Source organism: Staphylococcus sp. GDY8P120P (assembly GCF_017892065.1).
Taxonomy (GTDB): Bacteria; Bacillota; Bacilli; order Staphylococcales; family Staphylococcaceae; genus Staphylococcus; species Staphylococcus nepalensis.
Genome location: NZ_JAESKI010000003.1, coordinates 377,429 through 394,975 on the forward strand (window position 1 = coordinate 377,429; position 17,547 = coordinate 394,975).

General features: G+C 32.0%; 16 protein-coding genes and 1 riboswitch. Of the genes, 5 read left to right on the forward strand and 11 right to left on the reverse strand.

Annotated elements, in window-relative coordinates:
- Nucleotides 1-93 precede the first annotated feature (93 nt).
- From KA900_RS03880 to KA900_RS03890, 3 genes are all read right to left on the reverse strand, one after another.
- Nucleotides 94-753: a potassium channel family protein gene (locus KA900_RS03880; protein ID WP_096810406.1), complete on the reverse strand. Its 660-nt coding sequence runs from the start codon at nucleotides 751-753 to the stop codon at nucleotides 94-96.
- 87 nt (nucleotides 754-840) lie between these two features.
- Nucleotides 841-1,857 carry a cytochrome d ubiquinol oxidase subunit II gene (locus KA900_RS03885; RefSeq protein WP_096810407.1) on the reverse strand — a complete coding sequence of 339 codons (1,017 nt, stop codon included), beginning with the start codon at nucleotides 1,855-1,857 and terminating at the stop codon, nucleotides 841-843.
- A complete protein-coding gene (locus KA900_RS03890; RefSeq protein ID WP_115342301.1) occupies nucleotides 1,857-3,209 on the reverse strand; it encodes a cytochrome ubiquinol oxidase subunit I in 1,353 nt (450 codons plus the stop codon). Before KA900_RS03890 ends, KA900_RS03885 begins: the two co-directional genes overlap by 1 nt.
- A gap of 199 nt (nucleotides 3,210-3,408) precedes the next feature.
- Between KA900_RS03890 and KA900_RS03895 the strand changes: the two genes are divergently transcribed.
- Entirely contained in the window at nucleotides 3,409-3,642 is a 234-nt protein-coding gene (locus KA900_RS03895; RefSeq protein ID WP_096810409.1) for a glutaredoxin family protein, read from the forward strand.
- A 539-nt stretch (nucleotides 3,643-4,181) separates the two neighbouring features.
- On the opposite strand, the gene ptsP is transcribed toward KA900_RS03895, so the two are convergent.
- The 5 genes from ptsP to auxA form a co-directional block, all read right to left on the reverse strand.
- The gene (gene ptsP, locus KA900_RS03900; RefSeq protein WP_108909419.1) at nucleotides 4,182-5,897 is read right to left on the reverse strand and encodes a phosphoenolpyruvate--protein phosphotransferase; all 1,716 of its coding nucleotides are present in this window, start codon (nucleotides 5,895-5,897) and stop codon (nucleotides 4,182-4,184) included.
- Nucleotide 5,898: 1 nt separating this feature from the next.
- On the reverse strand, nucleotides 5,899-6,165 hold the full coding sequence (locus tag KA900_RS03905) for a phosphocarrier protein HPr (protein ID WP_096810411.1): 267 nt from the start codon (nucleotides 6,163-6,165) through the stop codon (nucleotides 5,899-5,901).
- Nucleotides 6,166-6,329: 164 nt separating this feature from the next.
- Entirely contained in the window at nucleotides 6,330-6,872 is a 543-nt protein-coding gene (locus tag KA900_RS03910) for a DUF697 domain-containing protein (protein WP_096810412.1), read from the reverse strand.
- 57 nt (nucleotides 6,873-6,929) lie between these two features.
- Nucleotides 6,930-8,099, reverse strand: a complete 1,170-nt coding sequence (locus KA900_RS03915) for a class I SAM-dependent rRNA methyltransferase (RefSeq protein WP_119488110.1) — start codon at nucleotides 8,097-8,099, stop codon at nucleotides 6,930-6,932.
- A gap of 394 nt (nucleotides 8,100-8,493) precedes the next feature.
- Nucleotides 8,494-9,795 carry a lipoteichoic acid stability factor AuxA gene (gene auxA, locus KA900_RS03920; RefSeq protein ID WP_115342302.1) on the reverse strand — a complete coding sequence of 434 codons (1,302 nt, stop codon included), beginning with the start codon at nucleotides 9,793-9,795 and terminating at the stop codon, nucleotides 8,494-8,496.
- Nucleotides 9,796-10,034: 239 nt separating this feature from the next.
- Here auxA and graF point away from each other — a divergent pair, with 239 nt between their 5' ends.
- From graF to KA900_RS03940, 4 genes are all read left to right on the forward strand, one after another.
- Complete coding sequence (graF, locus tag KA900_RS03925) at nucleotides 10,035-10,169, forward strand: glycopeptide resistance-associated protein GraF (RefSeq protein ID WP_194445642.1); 135 nt, start codon at nucleotides 10,035-10,037, stop codon at nucleotides 10,167-10,169.
- 636 nt (nucleotides 10,170-10,805) lie between these two features.
- Nucleotides 10,806-10,907, forward strand: a riboswitch (TPP riboswitch).
- Between the two features lie 75 nt (nucleotides 10,908-10,982).
- Nucleotides 10,983-11,558 (forward strand): ECF transporter S component, encoded by a 576-nt coding sequence (locus KA900_RS03930; RefSeq protein ID WP_119488078.1) that lies wholly within the window; start codon nucleotides 10,983-10,985, stop codon nucleotides 11,556-11,558.
- A 12-nt stretch (nucleotides 11,559-11,570) separates the two neighbouring features.
- Nucleotides 11,571-12,986 (forward strand): ABC transporter ATP-binding protein, encoded by a 1,416-nt coding sequence (locus KA900_RS03935; protein WP_210139316.1) that lies wholly within the window; start codon nucleotides 11,571-11,573, stop codon nucleotides 12,984-12,986.
- On the forward strand, nucleotides 12,979-13,785 hold the full coding sequence (locus tag KA900_RS03940; RefSeq protein WP_107644373.1) for an energy-coupling factor transporter transmembrane component T family protein: 807 nt from the start codon (nucleotides 12,979-12,981) through the stop codon (nucleotides 13,783-13,785). The genes KA900_RS03935 and KA900_RS03940 overlap by 8 nt, the downstream gene beginning before the upstream one ends.
- A 437-nt stretch (nucleotides 13,786-14,222) precedes the next feature.
- Here the strand turns inward: KA900_RS03940 and purD are convergent, their stop codons facing one another.
- Genes purD through purN form a run of 3 tightly spaced genes read right to left on the reverse strand, consistent with a single transcriptional unit; the run spans nucleotide 14,223 to nucleotide 17,545 of the window.
- Nucleotides 14,223-15,461: a phosphoribosylamine--glycine ligase gene (purD, locus tag KA900_RS03945; RefSeq protein ID WP_115342304.1), complete on the reverse strand. Its 1,239-nt coding sequence runs from the start codon at nucleotides 15,459-15,461 to the stop codon at nucleotides 14,223-14,225.
- Nucleotides 15,462-15,484: 23 nt separating this feature from the next.
- The gene (gene purH, locus KA900_RS03950; RefSeq protein WP_119488080.1) at nucleotides 15,485-16,963 is read right to left on the reverse strand and encodes a bifunctional phosphoribosylaminoimidazolecarboxamide formyltransferase/IMP cyclohydrolase; all 1,479 of its coding nucleotides are present in this window, start codon (nucleotides 16,961-16,963) and stop codon (nucleotides 15,485-15,487) included.
- 15 nt (nucleotides 16,964-16,978) lie between these two features.
- A complete protein-coding gene (gene purN, locus KA900_RS03955; protein ID WP_119488081.1) occupies nucleotides 16,979-17,545 on the reverse strand; it encodes a phosphoribosylglycinamide formyltransferase in 567 nt (188 codons plus the stop codon).
- Between the last annotated feature and the right edge of the window lie 2 nt (nucleotides 17,546-17,547).

The window sequence follows — 17,547 nt, forward strand, 5'->3', positions numbered from 1 at the left end:
TAACCGTGTGCTTTTATTTTGTTTACTATAATGTTATGAAAATAGGCTGAGACGTATTTAAGTCTCAACCTTTAATATACTTAGGTGCATTTATTATCTAACGACCTTCTTCTCAAAACGATTTAAATCATTATCATGGCCAATCATAATTAAAATATCGCCAATTTCAATATTGATATGGGGATCTGGTGAAACAATAATTTCTCTTCCTCTTTTCACAGCTATGATACTTATCCCATATTGTGCTCGAATATCTAATTCAATAATCGTTTGACCTGCCATTTTTTCACTGACTTTAATTTCAACAATAGAATGTTCATCTGCTAACTCTAAATAATCTAAAACGCTCGCACTTGCTACATTATGCGCAATTCTTCTTCCCATATCTCTTTCTGGATGAACGACTGTATCTGCACCTATTTTATTTAAAATTTTAGCATGATAATCATTTTGAGCTTTAGCAGTTACTTTTTTAACACCTAATTCTTTTAAAATTAAAGTGGTTAACGTGCTTGACTGGATATTTTCACCAATAGCTACAATAACATGGTCAAAATTTCTAATACCTAAACTTTTCATTACTGCTTCATCTGTTGTGTCAGCAATTACAGCGTGTGTAGCAATATCACTATATTCATTCACGCGTGCTTCATTCATATCAATTGCCATAACATCCATATCTAAAGCATTCAATTCTCTGACAATACTGCCGCCAAAACGGCCTAAACCTATAACCACATATTCTTTGTCCATATGCGTCCTCCAAACAGTAAGATAATTGAAATGTATCAAATCTAAATAATTTAAACAATTATCATTACAGCACTTTAATATATGAGTTTATTTTTTACCTTTGACATATTCTTTATCAAAAACAAACAATCTCAATAATAATATTAGCGATGGAATAAGTAAAAGTAAACCTAAAATAAATGCAATAATCAAAGCAATTGCCATACTACTATTAACCACGTGTTCATCTATACGTATATAAGGATATAAGATATATGGTAATTTACTTACACCATATCCAAAGAACGCAAAGCCCATTTGTAAAATAACTAATATAAATGCGATACCGTGCCATTTTTTCATTAAAGTAAGCAACATGGCACCTGCAAAACAAATGAAGCTAAGTGCAAACATCCACCAATAATCAAATACTGCCGTATAGAAATGGGTCTCGTTTTGTATTCTTAATGATAAAAAGACAAATAATGAAATGGCTATCATAGGAGGCCCCCAGAATAAGAACCAATATCTCAACAAACTATATGCTGGTTTATCATTTGCTTTCGAAGCGTAGTATGTTAAAAATCCAGACGAAATATAGAGCACTGATATAATTGCTAAAAATACTACTGACCATGAATATGGACTTAAGAGTAACTCAAACCAATTTAAATCTAAATTGTTGTTTGATCCAGTGATATATCCCCCTTCTGAAATTGTTAACGTAGTAGCTAAAGCAGCCGGTATAAATAACCCAGCTAGACCATACATTGCTAACCAAGGTAATTTTGTATCTGGCCCATAATTTTCAAAAGCATAGAATCCACCTCTAATTGACAATAATACAAGTGCAATTGAAGCAGGTACTAACAATACTGTACCGAAATATTTAGCTGAGTCTGGAAAAAATCCAACCATACCTACGAAAAAGAAAACAAAGAAAACGTTAGTTACTTCCCAAACAGGGTTAAGGTAACGTGCAATTAAATGATTAATTTTTTTATCTTGCTTTGTTATTTTCGCATGTAATGTAAAGAAACCAGCACCAAAATCAATTGAGGCAACAATAATATAACAAAATAAGAATATCCATAAAACTGCGATCCCTATATATGCGAATACCATTATGCATCACCTCTTTCTGATGAATGTTCTTCAAACTCTTTATAGGCTGGTTTATTCTTAAACATTCTTAATAATACATACGAAGAAGTTACAATCAATATGAGATATAATATACCAAATAATACTGTCACGAGTGTTATGCCGCCTGCTTGTGTTGCAGCGTCAGCTACTTTTAGATAACCACGCACAATCCATGGTTGACGTCCTTGTTCTGTCAGGAACCAGCCAAACTCTATAGCAAGCATAGCTGCTGGCCCAGTTAGTAAGGCACCATATAACATTGGTTTGGAATAAGTGAATCTCCGTAATTTTTTAAAGCATAGCGTTAATATAAATGCTGCTGAAATAATTAAACAGAAGACACCCATAGAAACCATTAAATCAAAGTAGTAGTGTACGATCATTGGCGGATGTAATTCTTCTGGAAAATCATTTAATCCTTTAACTTCAGTATTTACGTTATTATCTGCTAAGAAACTGAGTATACTTGGTAACTTAATTGCACCGGAAACTTCTTGAGTTTCTTCGTCTAAAGTTCCAAAAAGCACTAAATTAGCATTTGATTCTGTATCAAAATGCCATTCATATGCAGCTAACTTCTCTGGTTGTTCTTGATGTAAAAACTTAGCTGATAAATCACCGGCTAGCATAGAACCTAAAGTAAAGACGATTCCAAGAATCATTGTTAGTTTTAATGCTTTTTTATGATATTCTGTGTCTTTTTTAAATTTATTTTTCATTAACTTAAATGCAGCAATCGCAGCTAATACAAATGCCATTGTCATAAATGCAGTAGCTACAACGTGAAATGATCTTACAAAAAATGAATCATTAAACATTGCTACCCAAGGTTCAACATTAATCATTTTTCCCTTACTCATTTCAAAACCAGCTGGCGTATTCATAAATGAATTGACTGCAGTAATAAAGAATGCGGAGAAAGAACCTCCAATAATGACTGGTATGCTAATTAAAAAATGTGTCCATTTACTTTTAAATCTATCCCAAGTATATAAATAAATACTTAAGAAAATTGCTTCAAAGAAGAATGCAAATGTTTCCATAAATAATGGCAACGCGATTACATGACCACCCATTTGCATAAATGTTGGCCATAATAGGGATAACTGTAATCCTATGATTGTACCAGTCACAACCCCTACAGCAACTGTAATCGTATAACCTTTAGACCATCTTTTAGCTAATGTTATATAGTGAGGATCATTCTTCTTAATCCCCAAAAATTCAGCAATAGCAAACATTAATGGCACGCCTACACCAATTGTTGCAAATATGATATGAACTGCAAGTGTCATTGCAGTTAGAAAACGCGCTAATTCAACTGAATCCATAATATCACCTTTTTTAATTATTTGTGACAAAAATCACAACGTCTATTCATTATAACTAGAATATCTATGATTTAAAATTAGTTAAACTCAAATTTAAGTGACAAATTAATGACCAATTGCATGTAATTTTAATAACTTGAATTATTATTAAAAGTAATTTATATTAAAGTAACTTAATTATCGAAAGGATTGATGATCAATGAACGATGTTATTATTTACACACAGAATGATTGCCCACCTTGTACTTTTATCAAAAACTATTTATCAGATAAAGGCATTACTTACACAGAGAAAAATATTGCTCATTCACAATTTCGAAATGAAATGATAGATTACGATGCATTTGCAACACCATTTATTTTATTAAATAATGAACCAATGTATCAAATTGATATGGATAAAATTAACCACTCATTAAATATAGAGGTATAATATCAGGATTTTAACTGATTGAAAGCAAAACAAAGCCAAGTGCCCCATTGACGTTACACACTATATCAATATGTGATTAATCGAACCAGGAACCAGCAAAAGCAAATCTTATTGCTAACCAATGACATTATTTTAGTTTAATGTATATATTCAATCTAACACTAAAACAAATAAATAAACATTTTTTTACTCAAAAGATGTTTATTTACTATGAATTAAAAAAGTTTAAGACACCCATACTGTTTTGACTTCTACTAGCATATCAGCAATAACTAACTCTCATGAGAACATGAACTCCCTTTTTAAGCATAGTTTCTTAACTCATTGATTTAATAGTACTTACGCATGGGCTTTAGTCATGTAAGCCATTCAATCCTCTTTGACAAAAAGCCTAAAAAAAGAGACCCATTTGGGTCTCTCATAGCCTTTAAAAATGACTTCTTAATTGCTATTTATCTATTTATGAAGACAAACCATTTTAGCCAGAGCGAGATTACGAAAACATTTTAAGAAACGTAGTTTCTCTCCCGCTTTTTTTATTATTTAGTATACTCGCTTACCAATGCTTGTACTTCTTCAGAAGTAGCACAGTTAATTGCGCTTTGTGCTAGTTCTTCCATTTCATTTTTGCTCAAACCTTTAATTTGACGACGTGCTTTAAGAATCGATGTAGCACTCATAGAGAATTCATCTAAACCTAAACCTAGTAATAATGGGATAGCAGTTTCGTCTCCAGCCATTTCTCCACACATACCAGTCCATTTACCTTCTTTATGAGAAGCTTCAATAACTTGTTGCACTAAACGTAATATTGCAGGATTGTATGGTTGGTACAAGTATGATACGCGTTCTGACATACGGTCAGCTGCCATTGTATATTGAATTAAATCATTAGTTCCAATGCTGAAGAAATCTACTTCTTTAGCAAAAACATCTGCCAATGCAGCAGTTGAAGGAATTTCTACCATGATACCAACTTCGATATCATCTGAAACCTCAATACCTTCATTTGTTAAATTTTCTTTTTCTTCTAATAATAATGCTTTAGCATCCCGGAATTCTTTAATCGTAGCAACCATTGGGAACATAATACTTAATTTACCGTAAGTTGATGCACGTAATAATGCACGTAGTTGCGGTCTAAATATTTCGGGTTGATCTAGGCACAAACGTATTGCCCGGTAACCTAAGAACGGATTCATTTCTTCAGGTAAGCTTAGATATGGTAACTCTTTATCGCCCCCGATATCTAAAGTACGCACAACAACGCGTTTATCTTTCATAGTTTCTAGAACTTTTTTATAAGCTTCAAATTGTTCATCTTCAGTTGGCATTTCATCTCTGCCCATGTATAAGAATTCAGTACGGTATAGTCCGACACCTTCAGCGCCATTCTCAATAACACCTTTTAAATCATTTGGTGTACCAATGTTGGCAGCTAATTCAGCATGTTCTCCATCCACTGTTGTTGTTTCTTCATCACGTAATTTCTGAAGTTCTTTTTTATCTTCAAAGAAACGTTCCCGTTTATTTTGGTATGCAATCACTTCATCTTCTGTAGGGTCTATAATTACCTCGCCAGTCAAACCGTCAACAATAATCATATCACCTTGTTTAACTTCTTGTGTAATTGATTTTGTACCTACTACTGCAGCAATTTCAAGTGAGCGGCTCATAATCGCTGAGTGAGAAGTTCTTCCACCAATATTTGTAACAAAGCCTTGTACAAACGCCTTGTTTAATTGAGCCGTATCTGAAGGTGTTAAATCGTTTCCAATTATAACAACGCTTTCATCAATCATACTCGGATTGGGCAATTCCACACCTAAAATGTGCGCTAATACACGCTTAGATACATCACGAATATCTGCAGCGCGTTCTTTCATGTATTCATTATCCATCGATTCAAAGATGGTAATGAATTGTCCAGTTACATCCGAAAGTGCAGTTGGTGCGTTAACTTGTTCATTTTTTATTTTTTCTTCAATCGGTTGAATTAACTCAGGATCATCTAAAACTAATAAATGCGCATCGAAAATAGCTGCTTTATCAGCACCAAGATTTTCCTCAGCGTTATTTCTAATTTTTGTTAATTCAACTTTAGATGTTTCAATAGCTTTTTGAAACTTAGCAATTTCTGCGTCGACATCTTTGACCTTTTCGCTGTTATATGAAAGGTCGGGTTCAACTAATAAATATGCTTTAGCAATAGCTACACCATCTGATGCAGCAATACCATTAATGTAGTTAGACATATTATTTAGTTAATCCTTCTTTAGATAAGATATCTGTAATAGCTTCCATTGCGTCTGCTTCATCGCTACCATCAGCATAGATTGTGATTTCAGCATCTTTACCTACGCCTAAACTCATAACACCCATGATTGATTTCAAGTTAACTTTTTTACCGTTATATTCTAATTGAATATCTGAATCAAATTTTGATGCAGTTTGAACAAGCATTGTAGCTGGACGTGCATGAATCCCTGTTTCGTCAATAATTACATATGATTTTTGTTCCATAATATAATGTCTCCTTCGTATAGTTAGAATCGTTAGTTTATTATAAAACCTAGCATAGTTTTATATAATAACATTACCAAATTATATATATAAATTCAATTCGTTGCACCCATGACATGACAATAATCCGTGAATATTGTCTCTTTTTTGAAAACGCTACACTATCACATTAAAGATTTAGCAACTTTTTCACATTTCTCAATATGATCGTCCCCTATTTTTTTCATAAAATAATAACTAATAGAGGCAGAAATAGCCTGTCCAACAAGTGGAAACCATTTCGTTTGTTTAGCAGCCATACGCTTTGCAACATCTTTTATAACAACCTTTAAGATTGCATTAGATACTTTTCTACCAATGAATTGGCTGCCTTGAATGGCTGCCGATGCAAAAATGCGCTCTTTTACATCTTCTCTCATTGAATTAACTTGTTTATGATCTAAACCATAGATTTTATTAACGTCTTCAATTATATCTCTCATCAGCTTAATATCTACACCGAAATTCAAACCTGGTATGGGTACAACACTAACACTCGATGATAATACTGATTTTTTTCTAACAATTGCTTGAGCGCGTTCGCGGCGCTCTTCAAGTTCAATATGTGTAGTGGGTAAATTATTTTTATTTTTCACATCTTCAATGTTTAACACTTTATTTCCAACTTTTTGGGTCACACTATTTGTAATTTTATTTTTAATACTCATGATATTCACTCCTTGTAAATGCTAGTATATTAAAAACATTACCCTATTTTTAGTGATCTATTGTACATTTACAAAAATAGCTTTTAAATATTTTGATGGTTTGTAGTGAGGATGTGTTTTAAAATCTTTTGGTAAGCCCATTACTTCTAAAAATTCAAAATCAACTTCTGCACGGTTTAAAGTATCTTTAATAACTTTTTTAAAGGCTTTTAATGAAAATGTGCTGTTATTCGTACATAATAATAGCGTCCCGCCTGGCGAAAGTATTTCTAAGGCGCCTAATATTAATTTATCGTAATCTTTTAACACTGAAAAAGTTTTCTTTTTATTTCTAGCAAAGCTAGGTGGATCAATAACAATCGTGTCATAAATTAAATCATGACGTCGTGCGTAGTTAAAGTAATCAAATGTGTCCATAACAAAAATGTACTGTGTTTTTGGATCAATTGCATTCAATCCAAAATTTTCTTCTGTTAAAGATCGAGAACGGTTAGCTAAATCTACACTAGTAGTCACTTTTGCTTTTTCTGCTGAAACAACTGAAAAAGCACCTGTATAACTAAACATATTGAGTAAGTATCTATTATCTGCAAATTGATCTCTTAATTTCTTTCGTACTTCTTTTTGATCTAAGAATATACCTGTCATAGGTCCATCGTTTAAATCTACGTTATAAAAAGTATGGTTCTCTTCGATTACAATTGGAAATTCAGGTACTTCTCCATCAACAAAACCGCCCTCTATATGAGCGTCTTTAAAACGCATTTTTTCAAAAAGTGAAGTATATTTAAAAACATTCTTTAATGCATTTAAAATTTGGTAGCGATACTTATAAATGCCCTTAGAATACCACTGAATTAAAAAGTGGCCGTTATAATTATCTATAGTTAGCCCTCCAACGCCGTCACCTTCACCATTAAAAACTCTAAAAGCGTTAGTTCCTTCGATATTATAAAAATATGACCTTTCCTCTTTAGCTGTCTCAAAAAGACTTTCAAAAAAGCGGATATTAATTTCTTCGTCTTTATCATAACTTAATACCCAGCCAAGCCCTTTATGCTGTCTTCCTACATATGCAGTTGCAATAAATTGGTGTTTATCATTTACTAATAAGAACAAATCTCCTTCTTTTAAATGATCATGAGCAAAAACATCCTCATCATCAATCAGCGGGTAACCATTTAAATATTTCATTTCTTTACCTTTATTTAATGTGGCAGTTTTCATAAATATATGTCAGCCTTTCTAATGTTTTGTAATTAATGCTTTCTTATTCTATCATCTCAATAATTATAGTAACATCATTTATATTTAAATAAATATTAACTATATGCAATGCTTAATATAATGTATTACATGTAAACTTACCTCATTAGTTATTTAAAAATAATAAAAGTAAGACAAAAAATCGCGTTAATCGCGTTTTCACTCTATTTCTCTAGAAATTCCTTTGCTTCAGACTTGTAAAGATGGCTGAAAAGGCACGCAGGATTCAGGATGCTTGCATAGATGACTTGTTATAATCACAATTTTAATTCAATTCTTCACTATGCATACCGTAGAAGAACCTGAGATATTGATTAATATCTCAGGTTCCCTATTTAAAGTTATATTTTGTTTGTTAATCTCTTGAAGGTTCACGTAATTTAATAATAAATGATACTGTTACTGCAATTAACATAATTAATAATATTGGTGTAATGAAAATTGATAGTAATAGACCATGAACCATAATATTCATAAATTCTGTTACTAATTTGAAAAATAATAGACTTATCATAAATAACTGTAGATAATAGAATTTATTTCTCAAGAAGTTCGTTATAGTAGTTAATATATAGGCAATGATAATAAACATCAACAATAATAAAGTAATCCATTCGATTACATACTGTGTTTGAGAAATTTCCCAATTACCTGATACAAATAATGCGTTTCTATTATTAAATTCTATAATTGTAAAGAACAATAATACAACACCACAAAATATTTCTACATACGCCGATTTAACCCATTTTGGTATTTTCATCCAATTTGGAATATCATCTTCTTGAATATCAATAATATTCTTCCATTTTTCGATAAATTTATCTTTTTTATCTCTTAATTTTTGAATATCGACACTTCTACGGGTTTTGCGTGTGAACTCAGTTGTCTTATCTTGTAAATTTTTCAAATGTTCTTTTGTTTGGTTTGTAACTGTATCTTTGCTCGCTCTAGATAATTCAGGTTCTTCTTCACCTAATTCTTGTTTTGTCAACGGTAATGATCTTCTTAAAAATAAGAAGTTCCAAATTGACATTTGCCCTAGTAACCACATTAATATAAAGAATGTGTTTACACTTAATATATCTATTGGAATAATTTCATCACTGTCAATTCTTCCATATAACACAATTTGTGTAATTAAATAACTCATGCCGTAACTGAAAATAATAAGTAAATAGTGATATTTTCTGTGTTTTGGATTTAATTCATCTTTATACACGATATACCCAATGTGAATAACAAACGGGATGATAAAAATGATAGCAAAAAAGCTATAAACTTGTGTCATTAGAATTAACGTTATAATAAAGAAAAGAATACCTATAACTAAAAAGAAGATTGAAACATCATAATCATATTTCGTTGTTCTTAAAAGGGCAAACCCAATTAATATAACTGCAACACCAAATAAAATAATTAATATCGCACTTATAACAGGAAAATTCCCTATATAATTACTCATAACTCTTATGATTTCTGCAAAAAATGCATTTATAAAATCCCAAACATTATGAATATGTAATTCTATTTTACCCTTATCCTTTAAATCATGGACCATGGGTAAATTTATTAAAATGATGAGACCTGTGAAAAGCGAAACGATGCCTATTATATAACTATATAATATCTCAGCGTGTTTCTTAAAAAAAGACATACCATTCACCTCAAAGTTATTATATATTAACATTTTGTTCTTGTCTTTAATAAATCCATAAATAAGTCTATAGTATGATAGAAAAAAGTGGTATAGTCAACTTTCCACTAAATTTAAATTACTAAACAAATATTTTACAACCAAAGAATTAAAGTTTCATCTATACTTATTGTTTACGTTTCATTTCATGTGGTAAATAATAACTGTAAGTCATGTTTACTGTGAAGGAGTGTTAAATTATGAGTAAAGAAGAAGCAAATAAAAAAGCAGCTGAAAAAGCAAAAGAAGCTGAAGATAAATTAAAAGATAAAAAAGAAACTGCTGAAAATAATACTGAAGAAACAAAGAAAAACGTTCAGGACAGTTTAGATTAAAATTCGGTATAACGCTTTAAAAAATGTGTTGATTCAAAGATACAGAGGTTATATCGTTACTAAAGGTTGGACTTTCAATATAGACTTCTATTGAGACACTATATATGGCTAGGTTGTTGACTTCTTTCTACGATGAGGATTAGCAACCTAGTTTTTTATGTATTTTGTTTACCTATGGCTCAACTACTTCTATTAACTTTTGTAAAGAAATAAGAAACATATTTATACATATATAATTAGTGTGTATCAGTAGATAATTAAAACTAAAGTATAAAGTTTCGCTTCTTAATTCTGTTGAGTTAGTGATGCTTAGACGTGAAGATGAGCATACACTCACACGATGGTTTTACCCTTATCGTTCTTGTATATTTTCTAGTCATCTTTACCAGAGTTGAACAATGAAATCATTTTTGAAAATCTGGTTTCTGTTTTCTTCTTTATGATGAGCCTTATATGATATAATGCTTTTTATAAACAATATGAGTTCTATCCGGTTTAGGATAATGCAATATTTTCGAAATCGCAACGTCTATTTTGCACCTAATGACTTTAACATTCGTGAATCTTTAGTTTATTCTCGATACGTCTTGACATAAGTGGTGAAAAATCATACATTATAGTTAAATTTAAAATTAATATTCGCACTAGGGGTGTTTAGTGACTGAGATGAGGTATACCCTCAAACCCTTTGAACCTGATCTAGATTAAGCTAGCGTAGGAAAGTGTATTGCGATACAATATTTTTTGTATCCATATGCCTATGTTTAGCGCGCAACTTCTAGAAGGTTGTGCGTTTTTTTTGGAGGAGAATTTATGTCAAAAGGTTTAAAGCTATCAGAAATTTTAGTAACTGTACTTATAGCAGTTGTCTTTGCGCTTATTTATAATATATGGACTTTAGTTTATAAAGCTGTGCAGGTTTCAGGTCTTCATCTTGAAGAGCTCACATATGGCGCCTGGTTTATGGCAGCTATTGTGGCTTATTTAATTATACCGAAAGCTGGGATTGCTTTATTAGCTGAATTTGCTGCAGGCGCTGGAGAGACGATTGTTATGGGTAGATTTGATATTCCCACAATGGTATATGCGTTGCTTCAAGGATTAGCATGTGAAGTTATTTTCGCTATTTTTAGATATAAATCACGTTCTGCTATGGTAGCAATATTAGCAGGCCTTTTAGCCTCTATCTCTACACTTCCACTTGATTTTGCATATGGATATTTAGGAGAAATTGTTGGGTGGAATTTAACACTATATATCGCCTTTCGTTTAATTAGTGGTATTGTAGTTGCTGGATTATTATCTTATTATATCGTAAAAATATTAGATCAAACCGGTGTAACTAAATTATTTAGACCTGCAACCCAAAAAGATTATGACAATTTATAAGGAGCATGAAAGTTGATAGGAATTGAAAATCTACGATTAAAATACCCAAATGGGATTAAGAAAATATTCGACCATTTTTCACTAAATATACAAGATAAAGAAAAGCTACTTATACTTGGTCCATCTGGTTCAGGCAAAAGCACCCTACTTAATGTTTTAAGTGGTATTGTGCCGAATCTAATCGACTTACCCATGAAATACGATAAATTAGAAATTGATAGTAATTGCGGAGTTATTTTTCAAGACCCTGATAGTCAGTTTTGTATGCCAAAAGTATATGAAGAACTCGCTTTTGTTCTAGAAAACTTGCAAACACCTCGTCAAGAAATGGATGCGCTGATCGAATCAGCACTTGACTCTGTTGGTCTGAGTGTCAACAAAAATCAATATATCAACAATTTAAGTGGTGGCATGAAACAAAAGTTAGCTATTGCAGAAACATTACTTCAACAAGCAGATACACTCTTTTTAGATGAGCCTACTGCAATGTTAGATGTAGAAGCAACTGTTGAGTTATGGGATAAAATTAAATCGTTGTGGCAAAACCAAACAGTTATCATAGTAGAACATAAAGTAGAACATATATGGCAACACATAGATCGTGTCATATTATTAAATTATGATGGAGACATCGTAGCTGACGCGATGCCAGCTGAAATACTTAACAACTACGAACATCTATTATCTGAGTATGGCGTATGGCATCCTAAGGCATGGGATAGAGCACCCAAACCAATCGAGCTCGATCACAACCCAGAAACAAATAATAAGATATTCACTTTTGAAAAAGGCATCATTAAAAGAAGAAAACAATCACTTATCAATATTCCTAAGCTTGAGATTACGCAAGGAGAATGGATTACCATCACTGGTCCAAATGGTACAGGTAAAACATCACTATTAGAATCAATGATGCAACTAATTAAATATGATGGTAATATGTTTTTCAATCACAAAAAGCTCACTAAAATTAAAGACGCTTCCAAAAATATGTACTTAGTATATCAAAATCCAGAGCAACAATTTATTACACATTCAGTTTTTCAAGAAATTTTAATTCAAAACAAATCAAATTATCGTTCAAAAGCAGAGGCTGACGAAAAAACCAACACACTGCTCCGTTTGTTAAATTTAGAAGCTGTTAAAACGCAACATCCTTATGAATTATCTATTGGCCAAAAAAGAAGGCTAAGCGTAGCAATTGCTTTAAGTTCTTCATCCGATTTTATTTTATTGGATGAGCCTACTTTTGGTTTGGATAGTCACAATACCTTTAACCTAGTCAAATTATTCCAACAACGTGTGAAAAATGGCCAATCTATTATAATGGTGACACACGATTCAGAAATTATTTCACGCTACCCTTCACGAAGATTATATGTGGAAAATAAGCGAATACTTGAAATCGAAGGTGATAAACATGTTTGAAATGTGGAAAAACCATTATTCCTTCATAGATGACGTGAATATCATTACTAAATTAACATTAGCCATTATTTTGTTTTTTTATATTATTTTTGTACATCAATTTGATTATATGGTTTACATTTGTTTATTAATGTTTATATTTTTATTACTTTTCAATGGTATAAAATTCAAAATTACATTAGCGTTTATTTTATTTACGATTATCTTTAGTTTAATTTCAGCACTATTTATGATTTTTTATGGCGACGGCACCCACATTCTATTTAAATTCGGATTTATTCAGATTAGTGTAGAAAGTTTAGTTAGAGGGCTTCATTTAGCATTACGTACAACAACCATATCATTCTTTGGTATTTTAATAGCATTTACATCAGAAATTGTTATGGTTTTTTATAGTCTCATGCAACATTTAAAAGTTAAACCAAAAGTTGCGTATGCTTTTATGGCTGCTATTCGAATGGTGCCATTAATGATTAGTTCTCTCGTACAACTTAGAAAATCCCTAAAAATGAGATATCAAATCATATCTAAACAAAATTATAATTTTTTAAATCGAATGAAACATCTTATTATCCCACTTTTAAGCCAAAATATTAGAAAAGCACATCAATTAGCTGTAGCAATGGAAAAAAAAGGGTTTAAAGATGGACCACGTACGTATTATTATTACGCGCCTTTCTCGTATAAAGATATTCTATTAATTATAATTGTCATCATTATTTTAATTGTTGCTTATTTTTTAGCACAACAATTACCTATTACAGGTATAAATGATGTCAGAATAACAAATATTTATTAACCATTACCTTTACTAGATCCAAAATTCGTTATTATCCAATTTTTAAAGCTAAGACAAAACTTAAACCACTTTGTCTTAGCTTTTTTCAATCTAACTACTTGGGTTAAATAATACATTTTTAATAAATTGCTATTCAGCCCTTTATATATTATATGTATTCATTTTAAAATAAATTGTCCAATCATAGCCATTGTAAAACAACATTTAACGTTTTAATAAAATCAAAACGAGACTACTCATCTCCTTTAGAATATAGGAAATCAGTAGCCTAGCTTATACTCTAATTTAATAAAGATATCAAAGCGCTCTAGTCGATAAATAGACTTGAATATACTGCGATATTATCAATAGATAACTGGTGTAAAAATGTGCTTATACTAAACCTTGAAGTTAATTTAGATTTCAGTATACGTCTATTTTAATGTGATAACATCTGCTTATTTAATTGCTTTATTACTAATGTCTTTGCGATAAAATAACGCTTCACTTTTTATTTTTTCTACAGCCTTATATGCATTTGCTTTCGCACTAACGATATCATGGCCCTCTCCGAGTGCTAATATAACACGGCCACCACTTGTAACGAAGTTATCTTTATCTTTTTTTAGACCACTAACAAAATAATTTCCATCTAAATTAAATCCAGACACTATTTTACCTTTTTCGTATTTACCTGGGTAGCCCTTTGAAGCAAGCATTACACCTACGATAGACGCATCTTTCCATTTAAATGTAATTTCTCTTTTAGCTTCTAAATCTAAAATATGTTGCATTAAATCGCTTTCCATTCGGGTTAGCAATACTTGCGCTTCTGGATCACCAAACCTTGCATTAAATTCGATTACTTTTGGGCCTTCATTTGTTAAAATCACGCCAATATAAAGTACACCGAAGAATATGTACCCTTCTTTATACATTGCTTGTGCGATAGGTTGAGCAATCTCTTGATTTGTACGTTCAAGTATCTTCTGATCGATATGTGGTACTGGGCAATACGCGCCCATTCCACCAGTATTTGGCCCTTTATCTTCATCAAATGCGCGTTTATGGTCTTGTGCAATACAATCGAATGGCACGACATAATCGCCGTTTACAAACGTCATTAATGAAAATTCTTCGCCTTCTAGGAATTGTTCAAAGACCACTGTACCTAACTCTTGTGAGTACAATAAATGAACCGCTTCAACCGCTTCCTCGTAATTTTCTGCAATAATAACACCCTTGCCTGCTGCTAAACCATCTTTCTTTAATACAACTGGGTATTCGCATGTTTCAATATATTGTAATGCATCAAACTTATTCGTGATTTCTTTATATTCTGCAGTAGGAATATTATATTTTTCCATTAACTGCTTTGCGAATAATTTTGAACCTTCAATCTGTGCTGCTGCTTTATTTGGACCAAACACTTTGATTTGTTTTGCCTGTAATTTGTCAGCTAAGCCATCCGTTAAAGGTTGTTCTGGTCCTATAATAACCCATGAAATGTTGTTTTCGTTAGCAAATTCGACAATTCGGTCATGTTCTGTTTCTGCTATTTCACTATGAACCTCTGCAATGTCTGACATTGCATCATTACCTGGAATTGCAAAAATTTTATTTACTAGTGAAGATTGGTTTAACTTATGCACTAAGATATGTTCTCTTCCACCTGTGCCAATAACTAGTACTTTCATAAATGGTTTTGCCTCCAATGTATTTAGTGTTTAAAATGCCTAACGCCAGTAGTTACCATTGCTATACCATGTTTATTTGCCATATCAATTGAATCTTGATCTTTAATAGACCCGCCCGGTTGTATGATTGCTTTAATACCATGTTGTGCTGCAAGTTCAACTGTATCATCCATTGGGAAAAATCCATCTGATACCATAACGACTTTGTCATTTATCTCAATCGCACGCTCAATAGCGATTTTAGCTGAACCTACACGATTCATTTGACCAGCGCCAATACCAACTGTTTGTTTATTGTTACATAAAATAATTGCATTACTTTTAACAGATGCGATGACTTTCCATCCAAGTAACATCGCATCCCATTGTGCCTCAGTAGGAGTGGCTTCAGTAACAACAGTCAAATCATTACGATGAACCACGACATTATCTTTATCTTGTACTAAATAACCACCAGAAACAGAAACAATCTCTTCTTCATTATTGTCAATTGTCATGTTAATTTCTAATAGCCTTATATTTTTCTTCTTACTTAAAATTTCTAACGCTTCTTGTGTGAAATGAGGTGCAATAATCACTTCTAGGAATATGCTGTGTAACGTTTCTGCCAATTTAGTATCAACACTTCTATTTAAAGCTACAATACCGCCAAAAATAGATTGGCTATCTGCTTCAAAAGCATATTGATATGCTTCAAATATTGTTTCACCAACGCCTACGCCGCAAGGATTCATATGTTTAACTGCTACGGCTGCTGGCGTTTCAAATTGCTTAACAAGTGAAAGCGCTGCATCAGCATCTTTGATATTATTGTAACTCAATTGTTTGCCATGTAATTGCTTAGCGCCACCTAGTGTGTGATTAGCTTCAGACGTGCGAACAAAAGATGCTTTTTGTTGTGGGTTTTCACCATATCTTAAACTTTCTTTATTATTTTTAAAGAAGTCAACTATTGCAGTATCATATTGATTTGTATGTTCAAACACCTTAATCATTAATGATTTTCTATAAGACTCATCTAATTGATTTACTTTCAATTTTTCGATAACTTCATTATAGTCTGCTGGATGTACAACAGTAGTTACATGTTTATAGTTTTTAGCTGCCGCACGCAACATAGTAGGACCACCAATATCTATATTTTCGATTGCCTCTTCTTCTGTAACATCTGGTTTAGCAACCGTTTCTTTAAATGGATATAAGTTAACCACAACGATATCTATCAAACCAATGTGCTGTTCTCTGAGTTGTTCTAAATGTTCTGGTTTATCACGATCTGCTAAGATACCACCATGAACAGCCGGGTGTAGTGTTTTTACTCGACCATCCATAATTTCATCGAAATGCGTTAATTCAGAAATAGATTTGACTGTAATATTCGCTTCAACTAAAGTGCGCATTGTACCACCAGTTGAATATAACTCATATCCTAATTGTTGTAATGATTGAGCAAATGCGACAATGCCCGTTTTATTAGATACACTTAAAATTGCCTTTTTCATTTTTATTGGCACCTCTTATTGAATAATTTTCGAAATAACTTCTGGATATAATGTATGTTCTAATGCTTTAATTCTTGTTTCTAATTGCTCTTTTGTGTCGCCCGGTTTAATATCACATATACGTTGTTCAATAATTTCTCCTGTATCCATCCCACTGTCTACATAATGTACTGTCGTACCTGTAATACTTTCTCCACTATTTAAAGCTTGCCCAACCGCATCTTTGCCACGATATTTGGGCAATAGTGAAGGATGAATGTTAATAATACGTTTTGGATACGCGTTTAAGATGTTTGCGCCGATTAATTTCATATATCCCGCTAAAACGATCCATTCTACCTTTTCAGCAGTTAACCATTCTATTATTTTACGTTCATAATCTGCTTTAGAATCAAAATTTTTAAGTTCGTTAATATGTACATCTAAATTGTACTTTCTTGCACGCTCTATACAATAAGCATCCACTCTATCTGTATATAAAGCAGTCACTTCAATTTGAGGTAATTTGCCTGCTACAACTTGCGACATGATACTTTCAAAATTACTTCCTGATCCTGAAGCAAAAATGGCTATGTTAGTCACTT

Excerpts from the sequence above, each read along its gene's own strand:
- KA900_RS03940 (WP_107644373.1), top strand. The coding sequence starts at position 12,979 with ATGTTTGAAATGTGGAAAAACCATTATTCCTTCATAGATGACGTGAAT.
- KA900_RS03885 (WP_096810407.1), bottom strand. The coding sequence starts at position 1,857 with ATGGTATTCGCATATATAGGGATCGCAGTTTTATGGATATTCTTATTT.
- graF (WP_194445642.1), top strand. The coding sequence starts at position 10,035 with ATGAGTAAAGAAGAAGCAAATAAAAAAGCAGCTGAAAAAGCAAAAGAA.
- KA900_RS03890 (WP_115342301.1), bottom strand. The coding sequence starts at position 3,209 with ATGGATTCAGTTGAATTAGCGCGTTTTCTAACTGCAATGACACTTGCA.
- purH (WP_119488080.1), bottom strand. The coding sequence starts at position 16,963 with ATGAAAAAGGCAATTTTAAGTGTATCTAATAAAACGGGCATTGTCGCA.
- KA900_RS03880 (WP_096810406.1), bottom strand. The coding sequence starts at position 753 with ATGGACAAAGAATATGTGGTTATAGGTTTAGGCCGTTTTGGCGGCAGT.
- auxA (WP_115342302.1), bottom strand. The coding sequence starts at position 9,795 with ATGTCTTTTTTTAAGAAACACGCTGAGATATTATATAGTTATATAATA.
- KA900_RS03895 (WP_096810409.1), top strand. The coding sequence starts at position 3,409 with ATGAACGATGTTATTATTTACACACAGAATGATTGCCCACCTTGTACT.
- ptsP (WP_108909419.1), bottom strand. The coding sequence starts at position 5,897 with ATGTCTAACTACATTAATGGTATTGCTGCATCAGATGGTGTAGCTATT.
- KA900_RS03905 (WP_096810411.1), bottom strand. The coding sequence starts at position 6,165 with ATGGAACAAAAATCATATGTAATTATTGACGAAACAGGGATTCATGCA.
- KA900_RS03910 (WP_096810412.1), bottom strand. The coding sequence starts at position 6,872 with ATGAGTATTAAAAATAAAATTACAAATAGTGTGACCCAAAAAGTTGGA.
- KA900_RS03930 (WP_119488078.1), top strand. The coding sequence starts at position 10,983 with ATGTCAAAAGGTTTAAAGCTATCAGAAATTTTAGTAACTGTACTTATA.
- purD (WP_115342304.1), bottom strand. The coding sequence starts at position 15,461 with ATGAAAGTACTAGTTATTGGCACAGGTGGAAGAGAACATATCTTAGTG.
- KA900_RS03915 (WP_119488110.1), bottom strand. The coding sequence starts at position 8,099 with ATGAAAACTGCCACATTAAATAAAGGTAAAGAAATGAAATATTTAAAT.